Genomic DNA, 16,726 nt, shown 5'->3' with positions numbered 1-16,726 from the left:
GATGGCAGGTCAGGCTTGCCCGGAAGCTGCAGCCTTGCCCCGCGCCACATGCAATTTCTTGAAGCTGTCGATCAGGCGCTGGTGGCGGTCCAGGCCTTCGAGTTTCATGCTGGTCGGCGTCAGGCCATGGAAGCGCACGCTGCCGTCCATGGAACCGAGCACCGCGTCCATGCGGGCGTCGCCGAACATGCGGCGGAAATTGACCAGGTAGTCGTCCAGTTCCAGCTCGTCGTCCAGCTCCACTTCCAGCACCACGTTCAATGCCTGGTAGAACAGGCGGCGCTCGACGGTGTTGTCGTTGTATTGCAGGAAGGCTTCGACCAGTTCCTGCGCTTCGTCAAAATGTTGCAGCGCCAGCTGGATCAGCAGCTTCAATTCCAGCGTCGTCAGCTGGCCCCAGACCGTGTTTTCATCGAATTCGACGCCGATCAGGGTGGCGATGTCGCCGTATTCATCTAACTCGCTGTTTTCCAGGCGGTCCAGCAGCGCTTCCAGGCTGTCATCGTCGAGGCGGTGCAGGTTCAGTACGTCTTCGCGGAACAGCAGCGCCTTGTTGGTGTTGTCCCAGACCAGGTCTTCCACCGGATACACTTCCGAGTAGCCTGGCACCAGAATGCGGCAGGCGGCGGCGCCCAGGTTGTCGTAGACCGCCATATAGGCTTCCTTGCCCATCTCGGCCAGGATGCCGAACAGGGTGGCCGCTTCCTGCGCGTTCGAGTTTTCGCCGTGGCCGGAAAAATCCCATTCGACAAACTCGACATCCGCCCTGGCGCTGAAGAAGCGCCACGAAACGATGCCGCTCGAATCGATGAAGTGCTCGACGAAGTTGTTCGGCTCGGTCACGGCGTTGCTGGCAAAGGTCGGCCGTGGCAGGTCGTTCAGGCCTTCGAAGCTGCGGCCCTGCAGCAATTCCGTCAGGCTGCGTTCCAGCGCCACTTCCAGGCTCGGGTGCGCGCCAAACGAGGCAAACACGCCGCCGGTGCGCGGGTTCATCAGGGTCACGCACATCACCGGATACTGGCCACCGAGCGACGCATCCTTGACCAGCACCGGAAAGCCCTGCTCTTCCAGGCCTTTGATGCCGGCCACGATGCCCGGGTATTTTGCCAGCACCTCTTGCGGCACGTCGGGCAAGGCCATTTCGCCTTCGAGGATTTCACGCTTGACGGCGCGCTCGAAAATCTCGGACAGGCATTGCACCTGCGCCTCGGCCAGCGTATTGCCGGCGCTCATGCCATTGCTCACGTACAGGTTTTCAATCAGGTTGGACGGGAAATACACCACCTTGCCATCGGACTGGCGCACGTATGGCAGAGAGCAGATGCCGCGTTCGGCATTGCCGGAATTGGTGTCGACCAGGTGCGAGGCGCGCAATTCGCCATCGGGGTTGTAGATGGCGAGGCTGTACTTGTCGAGGATCTCTTTCGGCAGCTTGTCGTTGCGGCCGGCCTTGAACCAGCGCTCGTCAGGATAATGGACGAATGGCGCGTTGGCGATCTCCTCGCCCCAGTAAGCGCCGCCATAAAAATGATTGAAATTCATGCGTTCGATGAATTCGCCGAGGGCCGACGCCAGCGCGCTTTCCTTGGTGGCGCCCTTGCCGTTGGTGAAACACATCGGCGAATGGGCGTCGCGGATATGCAGCGACCAAACATTGGGCACGATATTGCGCCACGAGGCGATCTCGATCTTCATGCCCAGGCCGGCCAGGATAGCCGACATATTGGCAATGGTCTGCTCGAGCGGCAGGTCCTTGCCGGCGATATAGGTGCTTGCCTGCGCGTCTGCGTTCAGCATCAGCAGGCCTTGGGCGTCCGCGTCCAGGTTTTCCACTTCCTCGATCACGAATTCGGGTCCGGTCTGCACCACTTTCTTGACCGTGCAGCGGTCGATCGAACGCAAGATGCCCTGGCGGTCCTTGGCCGAGATGTCGGCCGGCAGCTCGACCTGGATCTTGAAGATCTGCTGGTAGCGGTTTTCCGGATCGACGATATTGTTTTGCGACAGGCGGATATTTTCAGTCGGAATATTGCGTGTATCGCAATACAACTTCACGAAATAAGCTGCGCACAAGGCCGACGAAGCGAGAAAATAATCGAACGGGCCAGGCGCCGAGCCATCGCCCTTGTAGCGGATCGGCTGGTCGGCGATGACCGTGAAATCATCGAACTTGGCTTCGAGACGCAGCTTGTCGAGAAAGTTGACTTTAATTTCCATGAGGTAATCCAATATTTTGCTTGAAAGAGTTAGGCGCTATTATCCTTTCTTTCTGGAATACCGCATAGATCGTTGACTTTTACGCGCTTACACCGTCAGCGACTCGCCGATCGCATAAAACTGGCCTCCGGCGATATAGTGCAGGCTGCGCCAGCCTGGCTCGGCATCCTGGAAATGCCAGTGCCCGTCGCGAAACACGCGCGTGTCGGCCCAGGCACCTACCACCTCGCCGATAAACAGATCGTAGGTAGCCTGGTTGTGCGGCTCCGGCACCAGCTTGCAGGCCAGCCAGGCCGAGCACCCTGCCACGAACGGCTGATCATGGCCGTCGATATCGAACAGTTCCACGCCGGCGCGCGCCAGCTTGTCGGGCATGCCGGCCAGGCTGTGCGTGCCGACGACATGCGTGAGCTGCAACTGCGCCGCAGTCGGCACCTGGATCAAGAAGATGCCGCTGCTTTCGACCAGCGCGCGCGTGCGGGTGGCCTTGTCTAGCACCACCGTCAGCTTGGGCGGTGCAAAATCGAGGGCGCAGGCCCACGACGCGGCCATCACGTCGTCGACGCCATCATGGCGGGCCGAGACCAGCACGGCCGGGCCGTGGTTGATGAGGCGGTAGGCTTTTTCCAGCGGGACTTCCTTGAGATGGCTTTGCATGGTTTTCCTGTTTTTAAGTCAAATGGTCGGAGGTGATGACGCGCACCCCGGGCGTAGCCAGCAGCGCCGCGTCCAGCAGCGCCTGCGCGATGCGCTCTGCCGGGTTGATGCGCCAGCGCGCGGGCAGCACCGGCGCCAGCACGCGCAAGACGACGGCCATCAACGCTTCACCGGCGCGCACGGTATCGCGCTCGCCGCCGATCAGGCCGGGGCGCACATGCGTGAGCGAAGTGAAACCCAGCGTGCCCAATGCATGTTCCAGCTCGCCCTTGACCCGATTATAGAAAAAGCGCGAAGAGGCGTTGGCGCCGGTCGCCGAATTGAGCACATACGCTGACGTGCCGGCAGCGCGCGCCAGGCGCGCCACGGCCAGCGGGTAGTCAAAATCGACGCGACGAAAAGCGGCCTGCGAGCCGGCCACCTTCATCGTCGTGCCCAGCGTGCAGATAACGGCGTCAGCGCGCCACCAGGTCGCGTCAGGCGCCAGCGCATCAAAATCGACAAACGGCGCGATCAGTTTCGGGTGCGCCGGCAAGGGCTTGCGCGCCAGCGCCACCACGGTTGTCACGCGCGCATCCGCCAGCGCCAGGCGCAGCACATGCCGCCCCACCAGGCCGGTGGCGCCTGCCAGTAGCAATTTCATGACGATCTCTCTTCATATTCGATGCCACACGATACAACATGGGGCCGGTCGGCTACAACGGAAAATCCTCGTGTGCCGCCTTGCGTTCGCTATAGCGGCTGGTGAGATAGTCGCTGCGCTCGCGCACGATCAGGGTGAATTTATACAATTCCTCCATCACGTCGACCAGGCGGTCGTAATAGGCCGACGGCTTCATGCGGTCATCCTTGCCAAATTCCTGCCAGGCCTTGGCCACCGACGACTGGTTCGGTATCGTCACCATGCGCATCCAGCGACCCAACACGCGCAGGCCATTGACGGCATTGAACGATTGCGAGCCGCCCGAGACCTGCATCACGGCCAGGGTGCGGCCCTGGGTCGGGCGCACGCTGCCCAGTTCCAGCGGCAGCCAGTCGATCTGCGACTTGAACACGCCCGTCACCGCGCCATGGCGTTCGGGGCTGCACCACACCTGCCCTTCCGACCACAGCGACAGTTCGCGCAATTCCTGTACCTTCGGATGGTCGGCGCCGACGCTGTCGACCATCGGCAGGCCGTGCGGGTCGAACACGCGCGTCTCGGCGCCGAAATGGCGCAGCAGGCGCTCGGCTTCCAGCACCAGCAAGCGGCTGAACGAGCGTTCGCGCAGGGAGCCGTACAGCAGCAGGATGCGCGGCGCGTGCGTCATCGCCGCTGGCGAGAGTTTTTCAATCGTCGGCGTATCGACGTGAAGCGCACTGAGGTTGGGCAGGCTGGCGCTGTCAGTCATGCTGCACCACGCGCTGTCCATCTTCCTTGATAAACGGCGCCAGTTGCGGCAGCGGCAAAATATCGAGCACCACTTCCGACGGCCGGCAAAGGCGCACGCCCAGCGGCGTGACGACAAATGGCCGGTTGATCAGGATGGGATGGGCCAGCATGGCGTCCAGCAGCGCCGCATCGTCCAGCGACGAGTTGTCAAGGCCCAGCTCCAGGTAAAGCGTGCCTTTCTGGCGCAGCGCGTCGCGCACCGTCAGGCCGGCGCGCGCGATCAGGCCGGCCAGCACCTCGCGCGATGGCGGGTGTTGCAGGTAGTCGATGACCTGCGGCTCGATGCCGGTATTGCGTATCAGCGCCAGCGTGTTGCGCGAGGTGCCGCAGGCGGAGTTGTGGTAAATCGTGATGTCCATGCAAGGCCTTTCAACTGAGCCGCAGCGCCAGCGCCGCGAGGGTGAGGAGCAATACCGGCGCCGTCAGCACGATGCCGACACGGAAGTAATAGCCCCAGGAGATATGGATGTTCTTCTGCTCCAGCACATGCAACCACAGCAAGGTGGCCAGGCTGCCGATCGGCGTGATCTTCGGCCCCAGGTCGCTGCCGATCACGTTCGCGTAGATCATCGCCTCGCGCACGGCGCCGTGGGCGGCGGTGGGTTCGATCGCCAGCGCGCCCACCAGCACCGTCGGCAGATTGTTCATCACCGACGACAGCAGCGCCGTCAGCACGCCGGTGCCCATGGCCGCGCCCCACACGCCGTATTGCGCGAAATGGTCGAGCATGCCCGTCAGGTAGCCGGTCAGGCCGGCATTGCGCAAGCCGTACACCACCATGTACATGCCGAGCGAGAAAATCACGATCTGCCACGGCGCGCCGCGCAGCACGGCGCGGGTGGAAATCACCGATCCGCGCCCGGCCACCAGCAACAGCACGCCGGCGCCCGCCGCGGCGACGGCGCTGATCGGCACGCCGGCCGGCTCGAGCCAGAAAAAGCCGGCCAGCAGCAGCGCCAGCACCAGCCAGCCCGCCTTGAAGGTGGCGCCGTCGCGGATGGCATCAGCCGGCCGGCCCAGCTGCGCCAGGTTGTAGTCGCGCGGGATATCGTGGCGAAAAAAGGCCAGCAGCACCAGCAGGCTGGCAAGTACGGCGACCACGTTGACCGGCGCCATCACGGACGCATAGCGGGAAAAACCGATATGGAAATAGTCGGCCGAAACGATATTGACCAGGTTCGACACCACCAACGGCAGGCTGGCCGTGTCGGCGATAAAGCCGGCCGCCATCACGTAGGCCAGCATGGCCCTGGCGGAAAACTTCAGTTCGCGCAGCATGGCGATCACGATAGGCGTCAGGATCAGCGCCGCGCCGTCATTGGCGAAGATGGCCGCCACCACCGCGCCCAGCAGCACCAGCAGCACGAACAGCCGGCGCCCGCTGCCGCCGCCCCAACGCGCCACGTGCAGCGCGGCCCACTCGAAAAACCCGGCCTGGTCGAGCAGCAGGCTGATGATGATGACGGCCACAAAAGCGCCGGTGGCGTTCCACACAATCTGCCAGACGGCAGGAATGTCGGACGGCGCGATCACGCCGGTGGCCAGCGCCAAGGCCGCGCCCAGCAGCGCGCTCCAGCCGATGCCCAGGCCGCGCGGCTGCCAGATCACCAGCACCAGGGTCGCGGCAAAGATGGCAAAGGAGGTCAGCATGGCGCGCCGCCGCAACAGTTTTCGGTCAAAAAGCCGATCAGCGCGTTCATGCTGTCCATTTGAGCGGCATAAATGATGAAGCGCCCTTCCTGGCGCGCCGTGACCAGCTGCGCGTGCGACAGTTCTTTCAGGTGGAACGACAGCGACGACGGCGCGATGCCCAGGTGTTCGGCGATCTTGCTGGCGGCCATGCCGTCCGGGCCGGTTTGTACCAGCAGGCGGAAAATGGCCAGCCGCGATTCCTGGGCCAGCGCCGCCAGGGCGGCCAGTGCGTGTTGGGTTTGCATAAGAGTTGATAATTGATTCGATGTTTCAATAATAGTCGAAATATAGAAGCAATGTAAAGCCCGGCCGGCTTGCGGGAGCAAGCTGGCCGGGCCGAGTTGTTACACCATAGTCGGCCTTACTTGATGGCGATCGCCAGGTCGGTCAGGCCCACCTGCCCGCTGCCTATCTGCGAAACGGCTGCGCTGGCGCCGCTCAGCACCGCCGCGCCCGTCGCCAGGTCGATGCGGTACAGCGAGCTCGGGCCGGTCGGCGTGGTGCGCAGCGCGGCCAATGCCAGGCCATTGGCGCCGCCGGCGATATCGAAGCCGACGTCGCCGGCCGGCAGCACGCCCAGCAGGCCCAGATTGACCAGGGTGCCGTCGTTCGGCGGATTTTGCAGCGCCAGGCTGGCGCTGGCCGTATCGATATCGTACAAGGCGGTGGTGGTGGCGCCGGCAATGCTGTTGGTATAGGCGGCGGCCGTAATGACCGGCAGCGCGCCGGCGCGGTTGATGGCGCCGTCGGTGGTGGTGGCACCCGTATCAACATTGATGCGCAGGCTCTGGCCCGTGTTGCCGATCACGCGCAGGCGGTCGGCCACGGGGTTGAAGTCGACGCCAAACGCGGTGCCGGCGATCGCCGTGTACGGCGCGGTAGTGTCGGCGGCATCGGCCGCCAGGGTCGCTTTGACGCTCGCCACGCCGGTGGCCGGGTCGATGGTGACGATGCGCGCGTTCGACGAAATACCGTACAGCAGGCCATCCTTGGGCCGTACGTCAAAGCCCAGCAAACGCTCACCCGCAGCCAGGCCGGTCACCGCCACATTGGCATCGAGCGTGTTCGGCGTGGCAGTCTTGAAGGTGACGATGCGACTGTCGTCTGTCAAGCCGTAAGCGACCGGCGCGGCCGGCGTCCTGAGGGCGATGCCGCGCAGCTCTTCGCCGCCGGCCACCGGCACGACAAACGTGGCCGGCGCCGTAGTGGCCGACAGGTTGACCGAATACAGATTGCGCACGCCGCCCACCGTCATGATGGCGTAGCCGGTATTGCTGCGCGCATCGATATCGAACCCGGTCACGGCGGTGGCGGTGACGCCCAGCGGCACGGGGCTTGCCAGGGTACCGTTGTTCGGTGGATTTTGCGTGTACAGGGTGCTGTTTGCCGCGTCGATCACGAACAGCGTGGTGCTGGCCGTGCCGGCAAAGCTGTTGGTATAGGCGGCCGCCGTGATGGCGGTATTGGCCGCGCCGCCGTTGATATTGCCATCGGTGGTGGTGGCGCCCGTGTCGACATTGATACGCAGGCTCTGGCCCGTATTGCTGACGATGCGCAGGCGGTCGGCGACCGGGTTGAAGTCGACGCCGAAAGCGGTGCCGGCCAGCGCCGTGAACGGCGCCGTGGTGTCGGCGGCATCGGCCGCCAGGGTCGACTTCAGGGTCGCCGTGCCCGTGCCGCCGTTGATCACATAGATGCGCCCCGTGCTGCTGACGGCATACAACTGACCGTCGGCCGGCCGGAAATCGATACCCAGCAGGTTTTCGCCCGACTGCAGGCCCGTGATGGCAGCCGTGGTGCGCACCGCGCCAGGCGATGCGCGGTCGAACGAGATCAGCTTGTTGCTGGCGGTGAGCACGAAGGTATCGCCCGCCGTCAGCACCGGCGGCGGTGGCGGCACGACAACGTCGTCATTGTCGTTGTTGCTGCCGCCGCAAGCGGCGAGGGACAGCGCAATCGAGGAAACAAGCAGCAGCTTGGCAAACGGCAGTTGGGGCATGGTCGTGGCTCCTGTAGGTATGTTGTAAGGGTGCCACCCGCCTGCGAAAACAGGGAGCGCACCCTTCCACTACCCACCGGATGCGGTTTTGGATGCAGACCATGCAAAAAAAATTTCCTGGTTCACCTCGACCCCGGAGCGGAACCAGTGGGTGAATGAATCGCGGGCGCCTGGCCATCGGCCAGGAAGCCGCCGCACTCCTTCTGGATTTTTTCCGCGTTCATGGCGCCCAGCTCCTGCACCACCTCCGCCAGCTCCTTTCGAAAGCCAGGATCGGCATCGAGCTGCGCATAGGCCTGCGGATACTGGGCCACGACCTTGGCCAATATGGACTGGTACAGCGCGGCGCGCGCAGGATCGCGCGCGGCGCACACCTGCGACATGCCGGCAACCAGCGAATAAAACGGATTCGGTCCGCACTCGGCAAACTCCGGCGGGCAAGGCCTGGTTGCAAAAGCGCCGTGCGCCGCCAGCAAGGCCGCCAGCACAGTCGTCACCCTCACCATGGATTTCAGCTTCATCGTTCCATCCCCCTTGCCGCCATGCTAGCCGATCAGGCCAGCACGGCGCGCCCGATATGGCGACGCAGTGCAGGAAAAAAACAGTTAATCGTGCAGCACCCTGAAGCCATGCGTGCCGTCGCGCCCCAGCTGCGCCACCAGGCCGAACTCCCAGTCGAGATATGCCTGCATCTGCTCGTGCTGGTTGTCGGTGCCTTCATACGGCCGGCGGTAGCGGTCGATCAGCGGCGAGGCCAGGCGGGTCGGCCCGGTTTCCAGCGGCAGGCCCTGTGCGGCCCACGCTGCCGTGCCGCCTGCCAGCACGAAGACGGGCTCGCCCGTGATTTCGCGCAGGTCGGCGCTGGCGTAGCGGGCCAGCAGGCTGCTGCCGCAAGTGAGCACATAGCGGCGCGTGCCGGCCGGCAGCTTGCCCAGCGCCGCGCGCAGGTCCGAGCGCAGCGCAAACCAGGCGCCGGCAATATGGCGCCGGTTGTAGTTGACGCCACTGGTAAAGTCCAGCACCACCGTATGCACGGGCTCCTCGGCCAGCCATTGCGCCAGCTGTGCAGCGCTTACTTCATCGACCACCGGCTGCGGCGGCAACGGCGCGCTCCAGGCCTCGGCTGCACTGAAATCGGCGCCTTGCAAGCCATCGAGCACATGCACTTCATGGTTCATCTGGCGCAGCCATGACGCCGTCATGTTGGCGCGCACGCCGTCGTCGTCGGCCAGCACGAAGCGCGCGCCGCGCACCGGGCCGAACTGCTCGGTTTCCTGCACCAGCTGGCCGCCGGGCGCGCTGCGAAAGCCGGCCAGGCTGCCCAGCGCGAATTCGGCCGGGCTGCGCACATCGAGGTAATAGGTGGTGCGCCCGGGATCGGCCTGAAAAGCTGCCAGGCCAGCCGCATCGACGCGCTGCACGCCGGCGCGATTGGCCAGCGCCCGCGCGGCTTCCTGCTGGCCGTGCGTCACGTCCTCGGGATACACGCGCGTCTGGCCGTGCTGCAACTGCTGGCCAGCCAGGGTCCAGCCGATGGTGCCGTTGCGCAGCGCGGCGACCGGGTTCGGCACGCCCGCATTGCGCAGCGACTGTGTGCCGATAATGCTGCGCGTGCGCCCGGCGCAATTGACGACAATCGTGGTGGCCGGGTCGGGCGCAATCGCCAGCGCGCGCAGTGCCAGCTCGGCGCCCGGCACGCTGGTGCTGCCGGGGATGCTCATGGTGTGGTATTCGTCATAGCGGCGCGCGTCGAGGATCACGATATTGGCCTTGGCATCGATCAGCGCCTGCAGTTCTTCGGCGCCGAGGGACGGCGTATGCGCTTCTGCCTCGACCAGTTCGCCGAAAGCCTTGCTGGGCACATTGACGTCGCGGAACAACTCGCCGCCGGCCGCGCGCCAGCCGTCCATGCCGCCGTCGAACAGCGACACATCCGTATAACCCAGGGTACGCAGGCGCTCCGCCGCCGCCTGGTCCAGCCCTTCGCCGCCGTCGATCAGCACCACGGGCACGTCGCGGCGCGGCAGCCTGGTCCAGGCGTCGAGCTCGATGCGGCCCAGCGGAAAATTGGCGGCAAACAGCGGATGGGCCTGGGCGTGCGGGTCTTCCTCGCGCACGTCGAGCAGCGCGATCTCGCGCCCGGCCAGCAGTTCGGCGCGCACCTGCTGGTAGCTGCGGCGGGGAAAAACAAGCAGATTGTTTGTTGCAGGATTCTGGGTCATGGTCTGGACAATCAATGTAGTTAGTTGGCGTAGCCTGAACGAAAAGGTTTGACGACGCCTTCCGGCGTAAATACGGAGCGGTCGACCGCGCCGATATCGGCGCCATAGACATGGATGCCGATCGACACCCGGTCGTCATGGGCGTTGGCCACCTGGTGGATATCGCCGATGGCCGGCGAAACCGCCGTCACCTGGCCCGTTTCCAGGCGCTGCGGAGGGCCGGCCTTTTCCAGCACGCCATCGGCCCTGCGGCGAAAGTCCTGCGAAATCTCCGCGCCGCGCAACAGGCCGATCAGGCCCCATACAGTATGGTCGTGGATCGGCGTGGACTGGCCCGGCCCCCATACAAAGCTGACCACCGAAAAACGCGCCTGCGGATCGCGGTACAGCAGGTACTGGCGGTAATACTGCGGATCGGGCCGGGCAGCGTCATCGGGCAGCCAGTCGTCGGTGGCCAGCAAGGTGCGCAGCAGCGCGCCGCCCTGCTCCACCACCAGCGGCTCGGGCGCGTCTTGCGCCAGCAGGGTTTCAAAGCCGGTGACCAGCTGGCGCAGCGGCGCAGGCAATGCGGTATGTGTCGTCATGATCGTCTCCTGAGGCGATGGTAGCGGCTTACGCTGCCTGGCGGCGCGCGGCCGTATTGCGGTTTTCCGGCACCGGCAAGCCCAGGTTGCCGCGCAAGGTAGTGTGAGTGTACTCGCGGCGCAGCAGGCCACGCTGCTGAAGCACCGGCACCACATGGTCGACAAAGGCGTCGAGCTGGTACGGCAAGGACTCGAACAGGATGAAACCGTCGGCCGCTCCGCCCTTGAACCAGCGTTCGATGGCGTCGGCCACCTGCACGCCGGTGCCGACGAATTCCTGGCGAGGGCTGGCCTGGCGCAGTGCCGCCTGGCGCAGGGTCAGGTTTTCTTCCTTTGCCGTGCGGATGATGCGCTCGGAGGCGCTGCGGTTGCTTTGCGCGCCATGGTGGGCGATATCGGGGAACGGCGCGTCAAGCGCATACTGCGTCAGATCGTGCTCGTTGAACGAGCGCGCCAGTGCCACCAGGGCGTCTTCGATGCGCACCAGGGCCACGGCTTCCTGGTACAAACGCTGCGCATCTTCTTCGGTGGCGCCGACGATGGCGCGCAGCGCAGGCAGCACGGCCAGCTGCGCCGCCGGGCGGCCAAAGGCGGTGGCGCGCGCCTTGATGTCCGTGTAATACGCCAGCGACGATTCAAACGTCGAGCCTTCCGTAAAAAAAGCTTCGGCATGGCGCGCCGAGAAATTGCGCCCTTCTTCCGAGGCGCCAGCCTGGAAGATCACCGGCTGGCCCTGCTGCGAGCGGCTGATATTGAGCGGGCCGCGCACCTGGAAAAATTCGCCATGATGGTTCAGGGCATGCAGCTTCGAGGCATCGAAAAACTCGCCGCTGGCTTTGTCGTGGGTCAGCGCATCGTCTTCCCACGAGTCCCACAGACCCTGCACCGTTTGCAGGTGTTCGGCAGCGATGCGGTAGCGCACCTCATGTGGCGGATGCTGCGGCTTGCCGTAGTTTTCGGCGCTGCCCGACAGCCAGGAGGTGACCACGTTCCAGCCTGCGCGGCCGTGGCTCAGGTGGTCTAACGAGGCGAACTGGCGCGCCACCGTATAGGGTTCGCTGTAGCTGACCGTCAGGGTGCCGACCAGGCCAATGTTGTTGGTGAGGGTGGCCAGCGCCGACAGGATCGTCAGCGGCTCGAAACGGTTCAGGTAATGAGGACTCGATTTTTCCGTGATATGCACGCTGTCGGCGACAAACAGGAAGTCGAACTTGCCCTTTTCGGCCAATTTGGCCTGGCGAATGTAAAAGTCGATATCGGTGCTGGCGCCCGGATGCGCGTCCGCATGGCGCCAGTCGCCCCAGCCGGGGCCGACGCCGTGCAAAATAAACCCGAGTTTCAATTGTGCTGTGCTCATGGAAGGCTCCTTGGAATGATTCAAACGGGATGAAACAGGCTGGCGTCGACCAGCTGCTGCGCGTCGACCCTGCGCGGAAACAACTTGGCCGCATAAAAGGCGTCGGCGACCTGCTGCAATTGCGTGACGATCTGCTGGTCCGGCGCGCGCAGCTGCGGGCGGTCGCGCCCTACCACCAGTTTCACCACGTCGGGCGGCAGCCTGGTGATGCGCTCGAACACGCGCGCATACTGCGCCGGATGCTCGTTGGCCCATACATTCGAGCGTGCCAGGCGCTGCAGCACATCGGCCAGCGCGGCGCGCTTGCCTGCATCAGCCAGCGCCGCGTCCGAGGCGGCAATCACGCCGATGCCCGAATTGATGCCGACACCATCGCGCAGCACGCGCGCGCCGCGCAGCTCGGCGCTGGCCTGGTAGGTGCCGAAAGTGGCCCAGGCCTCGATCTGGCCGCTGGAAAACGCCACCGCCGCGTCGCCGGGCAGCATGAAGCCGGTCTTCACGTCGTCGATCGACAACCCCGCTTCGCGCAGCGCACCAAACAGCAGGTAATGGGCCACGCTGCCGCGCGCCGACGAGACGATCACCGAACGTCCCTTCAAATCCGCCACCGACAAGATCGGCGAATTGGGCGGCACCAGGATCGCCACCGCCTTGGGCGACGACACGCTGGCCGCCACCACTTTCACGCGCGCGCCACCGGCCGCTGCGGCCAGCGCCGGCGTATCGGCCGCCATGGCGGTATCGACATCGCCCGACACGACAGCTTCAAACAGCGGTGCGGCGCCCTGGAAGCTGGCCCATTCGATCTTGTACGGCGCGCCGTCCAGCACGCCGGCCGCTTCCGCCTTCGAGCGCAGCAGGTTGACCTGGTCGCCCAGCACCAGGGTCACCTTCGACAGGTCGCTGGAGGACGGCGCCAGCACTTTTTCGCCGCAGGCGGCCAGCAGGGCGGCAGCCGGCAAGGCGCCCAGCAGGCGGCGGCGCCAGGGATCAAAAGTCATAGGAAGCCTTTGCATAGTAGTAGGCGCCGGTCGGCGCAAAAGGCGACGGGCCGTAGACAAAGCCCGAGGAACCGGTATTGGCGTCGCCGGGGCCGTTCTTGTCGGGGAACACATTGAACAGATTGGCCGCGCCCAGCACCAGCTTGGTGTGCTTGCCCAGCGCGTAAGTGACATCGAGATCGGTCAGCCATTTGGCGCCAAAATGGTAATCCTGGGCGCGGTTGGCGGTGGTTTGCCAGGTCGATTTGTCGTAGCGCGTGGTTTGCAGGTTGACGTCGAAGTCACCCACGAACCAGCGCGCCGACAGAATCAACTTGGTGCGTGGCGCCGCTGTCAGGTCGCCTGTGCCGCCGCTGGCCGCATAGCCGAACCACACCTGCGTGCCGCCCGGATTGGCGCCCAGCGCCGTGATTTCCGTGGGTGTCGCCTTGACCTTCAGAAGCGCCGTGCGGTTCCAGTTCAGCGCCGCGCCCCAGCGCACCACGCCGGCCGCGCCGTAGTCGGACGTGACATCGGCCACCAGGTCGGCGCCGCGCGTGCGCGTGTCGACGCCATTGGCAAAATACTGCACCCATTCGCTGCCGGTCAGGCCGGACGCACGCAGCAGCGGAGCAAACGCCGGGCCGAACATGTAGCCGGTGCGCACGATGCGGTCGGTGATGCGGATCTGGTAGGCGTCGAGCGTGATATTGGCGTTGTCGCTGGCCTTGAAGACCACGCCCAGGCCGACATTGGTCGACTTTTCAGGATCGAGGTCTTTCGCCCCCAGCTGGCGCGCCAGGGTCGAGTCGTTGCGCAGCAGCTTGGACAGGCTGGGCGCCACTTCACCGGTGACTGGATTGATATTGGTGCGGTTGTCGGTCTGCGCGTAGCCAAGCTGTGTCAGCGCCGGCGCGCGAAAACCGGTGCCGATGGTGCCGCGCACGGCCAGGCGCGGCGTGATGTCGTAGCGCGAATTGAGCTTGCCGCTGAGGGTATTGCCGGCGCTGTCGTTATAGTGCTCGCCGCGCACGGCCACGTCGACAAACCAGTCCGGCGTCGGGTAGAAACCGATATCGTTGTACAGCGCCAGCACCGTGCGCGTGATGCGGGTGGCGTCCGCCGGCGACAAGGCCACGCCCGCCTGCGCGCCGACGGCCGCCGGTTTGCCAACGTTGGGGTTGCCTTCCTGGTCGCCGGGCCGGAAGATATAGCCGCCGTTGATGTAGCCCAGCGGGTCGCCTGCATAGGTGGTAAAGCGTTCCAGGCGCTGCTCGGCGCCCAGCGACCATTGCAAGGGTTTGCCCCAGCCGATGTCAAAAGCACGCGTAAAATCTTCATTGGTGGTCCACTGCTCGAACTGGTAGACGGCCAGCTTGTCGAAACTGGTCGGCGAGGTGGGTCCCAGCGAAGGATTGCTGGTCAGGTTGCTGTACTGGCGCGCGCGGTTCTTGCCGTAGCCCGTGCTCAGGTCCCAGTTCCAGCCGGCCGTCTTGCCGCGCGCACCGGCGTTCAGTTGGTAGTCGTAGGCGCTCATGTTGTTTTGCGCAAAATACCCGTCCGGGAATAGCTGGCCCAAGGTCGCCAGGCCATTGGCGCGCCGGAAGTTATTGCCGGCGATGGTATTGCGCGTGCCGGCCGTGCCGAACGCATAGAAGGTGGTACCGGTCGATCCATACGGCAGTTCGGCGTTGAAGGCGACGTTATAGGCTTCGATGCCGGGGTCGCCATTGCGCGCCCCTTCGCGGTCCCAGGTGGCGTTTTTCGGATTGCTGGCCGGTGAATAGTTGACCAGGTTGGTCGACTTGAAGTTGTTCCACGACTGGCCGCGCTGGCGCGCATTGGCGGCGATATGGACAAAACCGTCCTGGCCCAGCTTGAAGCCGGCGTCGGCTTCGAGCTTGTAGTTGTTGCGGTCGCCCTGCCCTTCCTTCAGGCGCCCGGCGGTGGCGCCCAGGGAACCGCCATGGTCGCCCGTTTTCAAAATCACATTGACCACGCCGGCCACCGCGTCCGAGCCGTATTGCGCGGCGGCGCTGTCCTTGAGCACCTCGATATGGTCGATGGCCGACAGCGGAATGGTATCGAGGTCGATCGGATTGACGCCGCTGGTGTCGCCGCCGCCATTGGTCAGCAGCGCTGCATTGTGGCGCCGCTTGCCATTGACCAGCACCAGCGTATAGGCCGGGCCCATGCCGCGGTTGCTGACCGGGCGCACCACCGAATTGACGCCGGCCTGGTTGGTGCCGAAGTTAAACGACGGCAGCAAGCGCGCCAGCGCCTCACTCAGTTCGGCGCGGCCCGTGTGCAGCAACTGCTCGCCATTGATCACGTCAATCGGCGCCGGACTGTCGGCCACGGTGCGCTGTGCGCCGCGCACGCCGGTGGTCACCACCACGTCCTGCACCTGGCCGATGCTGTTCTGCGCATGCGCCATGGAAGTGACCACGCCGCAGGCCAACAGCGCCAGGTGCAGGGGTTTGAAACGAAGCGGCTGGTAAATGTGAAGCATGGGGGTTCCCTTGTTTGTTTATTATGTATTGATGCAGCCAGAATCCGGGGTCAGACCCGCCGGGTCAGACCCCAGCATTTATTTGGGTTATGTTAGATACTTTGCAAAACTGCGATCCCACAGCGGCGCCATGTCGATGCGTTTGGCCAGCAGGCCCGCCTGCGCAAAAGAATCGGCCACCTGCTGCTGCGAGGCGATGGCGGCGTCGTCGACAGCCACCAGCTTGTAGGGCTGGCTGCGCTGTTTGACCTGGTTCAGGAACAGCTGCGGCGGCACGCCGGCGATGCGCCCGCTTTTGGCGGCCCATTGCTCGGGGTGGTCGTTAATCCATTGATAGACCCTGGCGATGCGCTGCAGGTAGTCGCCGATGGCCGCGTGCTTGAGCGGATCAGCAATCGCTTTTGTCGATGCGCTGATTACGTAATTGCCCGACAGGACGCCATCGGCCGTGCGCAGCACGCGCGCGCCCTGGTTCTTCGCCAGTTCCACCACCAGGCCGAAGATCACCCAGGCGTCGAGCTGGCCGCTCTGGAATGCCGCGAAGCCGTCCTGCGGCGCCAGCGCCACCGGCTCGATATCCTTGAAGCTCAAGCCCTTTTCCTTGAGCAGCTGCAGCAAAAAATAATGCGAGGTGGTCGAACGCGCATAGCCGATGCGCTTGCCCTTGAATTGCGAGGCGTCGGTGATGGCCGAATTTTTCGGCACCAGCACCACCTGGTTGTTGACGTCGCCGCGCAGCACGGCAATCACCTTCATCGGCGCGCCGGAAGCGGCCGCAAAGATGGGCGGGATTTCGCTCATGCCGCCACAGTCGAGCGAACCGGCAGCCAGCGCTTCGACGATCAGGTTACCGGCGGCAAATTCGGCCAGCGCGCTCTTGTACGGCGTTTTCTCCACCCCCGCCTCGGTAAAGTAATAGCTGTCGCCGCCTTTATAAGTACCGATGCGCAGCACGGTGCCGGCCAGCTGGGGCGCGGCCCAGCTGGACCCCCAGGCACCCATGCCACCGGCCAGCAGCGCCAGGCTTGATGTTTTCAGAAAGCGGCGGCGCGTTTGTGTTGTGCTGTCCATGGT

The 16,726-nt window shown here is 64.6% G+C and carries 15 protein-coding genes; all 15 read right to left on the bottom strand.

Translation table 11 applies throughout. From position 1 onward, the window contains the following. Positions 1 to 9: 9 nt before the first annotated feature. Positions 10 to 2,217: an OsmC domain/YcaO domain-containing protein gene (locus tag AC0Z42_RS16605; RefSeq protein ID WP_485469304.1), complete on the bottom strand. Its 2,208-nt coding sequence runs from the start codon at positions 2,215 to 2,217 to the stop codon at positions 10 to 12. An 87-nt stretch (positions 2,218 to 2,304) separates the two neighbouring features. Continuing rightward, the gene (locus AC0Z42_RS16600; protein WP_485469303.1) at positions 2,305 to 2,874 is read right to left on the bottom strand and encodes a flavin reductase family protein; all 570 of its coding nucleotides are present in this window, start codon (positions 2,872 to 2,874) and stop codon (positions 2,305 to 2,307) included. A gap of 13 nt (positions 2,875 to 2,887) precedes the next feature. After that, positions 2,888 to 3,517: an NAD(P)H-binding protein gene (locus AC0Z42_RS16595; RefSeq protein WP_485469302.1), complete on the bottom strand. Its 630-nt coding sequence runs from the start codon at positions 3,515 to 3,517 to the stop codon at positions 2,888 to 2,890. 52 nt (positions 3,518 to 3,569) lie between these two features. Next, a complete protein-coding gene (gene arsH / locus AC0Z42_RS16590; protein WP_485469301.1) occupies positions 3,570 to 4,265 on the bottom strand; it encodes an arsenical resistance protein ArsH in 696 nt (231 codons plus the stop codon). Further along, entirely contained in the window at positions 4,258 to 4,665 is a 408-nt protein-coding gene (gene arsC / locus AC0Z42_RS16585) for an arsenate reductase (glutaredoxin) (protein WP_485469300.1), read from the bottom strand. Before arsC ends, arsH begins: the two co-directional genes overlap by 8 nt. A gap of 10 nt (positions 4,666 to 4,675) precedes the next feature. Next, on the bottom strand, positions 4,676 to 5,956 hold the full coding sequence (locus AC0Z42_RS16580; protein ID WP_485469299.1) for an arsenic transporter: 1,281 nt from the start codon (positions 5,954 to 5,956) through the stop codon (positions 4,676 to 4,678). Further along, positions 5,950 to 6,243: an ArsR/SmtB family transcription factor gene (locus AC0Z42_RS16575; protein WP_485469298.1), complete on the bottom strand. Its 294-nt coding sequence runs from the start codon at positions 6,241 to 6,243 to the stop codon at positions 5,950 to 5,952. Before AC0Z42_RS16575 ends, AC0Z42_RS16580 begins: the two co-directional genes overlap by 7 nt. A 116-nt stretch (positions 6,244 to 6,359) precedes the next feature. Then, positions 6,360 to 7,997: a DUF4394 domain-containing protein gene (locus AC0Z42_RS16570; protein WP_485469297.1), complete on the bottom strand. Its 1,638-nt coding sequence runs from the start codon at positions 7,995 to 7,997 to the stop codon at positions 6,360 to 6,362. Positions 7,998 to 8,119: 122 nt separating this feature from the next. Beyond that, on the bottom strand, positions 8,120 to 8,518 hold the full coding sequence (locus AC0Z42_RS16565) for a hypothetical protein (RefSeq protein ID WP_485469296.1): 399 nt from the start codon (positions 8,516 to 8,518) through the stop codon (positions 8,120 to 8,122). A gap of 84 nt (positions 8,519 to 8,602) precedes the next feature. Beyond that, positions 8,603 to 10,219 carry a rhodanese-related sulfurtransferase gene (locus AC0Z42_RS16560; RefSeq protein ID WP_485469295.1) on the bottom strand — a complete coding sequence of 539 codons (1,617 nt, stop codon included), beginning with the start codon at positions 10,217 to 10,219 and terminating at the stop codon, positions 8,603 to 8,605. A gap of 20 nt (positions 10,220 to 10,239) precedes the next feature. After that, positions 10,240 to 10,803, bottom strand: coding sequence for a cysteine dioxygenase family protein (locus AC0Z42_RS16555; RefSeq protein ID WP_485469294.1), 564 nt, complete (start codon positions 10,801 to 10,803; stop codon positions 10,240 to 10,242). Between the two features lie 28 nt (positions 10,804 to 10,831). Beyond that, a complete protein-coding gene (locus tag AC0Z42_RS16550; protein WP_485469293.1) occupies positions 10,832 to 12,160 on the bottom strand; it encodes an LLM class flavin-dependent oxidoreductase in 1,329 nt (442 codons plus the stop codon). A gap of 20 nt (positions 12,161 to 12,180) precedes the next feature. Continuing rightward, positions 12,181 to 13,161, bottom strand: a complete 981-nt coding sequence (locus AC0Z42_RS16545; protein WP_485469292.1) for an ABC transporter substrate-binding protein — start codon at positions 13,159 to 13,161, stop codon at positions 12,181 to 12,183. Beyond that, positions 13,151 to 15,652 (bottom strand): TonB-dependent receptor plug domain-containing protein, encoded by a 2,502-nt coding sequence (locus AC0Z42_RS16540; RefSeq protein ID WP_485469291.1) that lies wholly within the window; start codon positions 15,650 to 15,652, stop codon positions 13,151 to 13,153. The genes AC0Z42_RS16545 and AC0Z42_RS16540 overlap by 11 nt, the downstream gene beginning before the upstream one ends. Positions 15,653 to 15,739: 87 nt before the next feature. Continuing rightward, a complete protein-coding gene (locus AC0Z42_RS16535; protein ID WP_485469290.1) occupies positions 15,740 to 16,723 on the bottom strand; it encodes an ABC transporter substrate-binding protein in 984 nt (327 codons plus the stop codon). Between the last annotated feature and the right edge of the window lie 3 nt (positions 16,724 to 16,726).

It is taken from the genome of Janthinobacterium sp. 1L-D-8-B-C4 (genome assembly GCF_057291295.1).
This window is presented reverse-complemented; position numbering and strand designations above follow the sequence as displayed.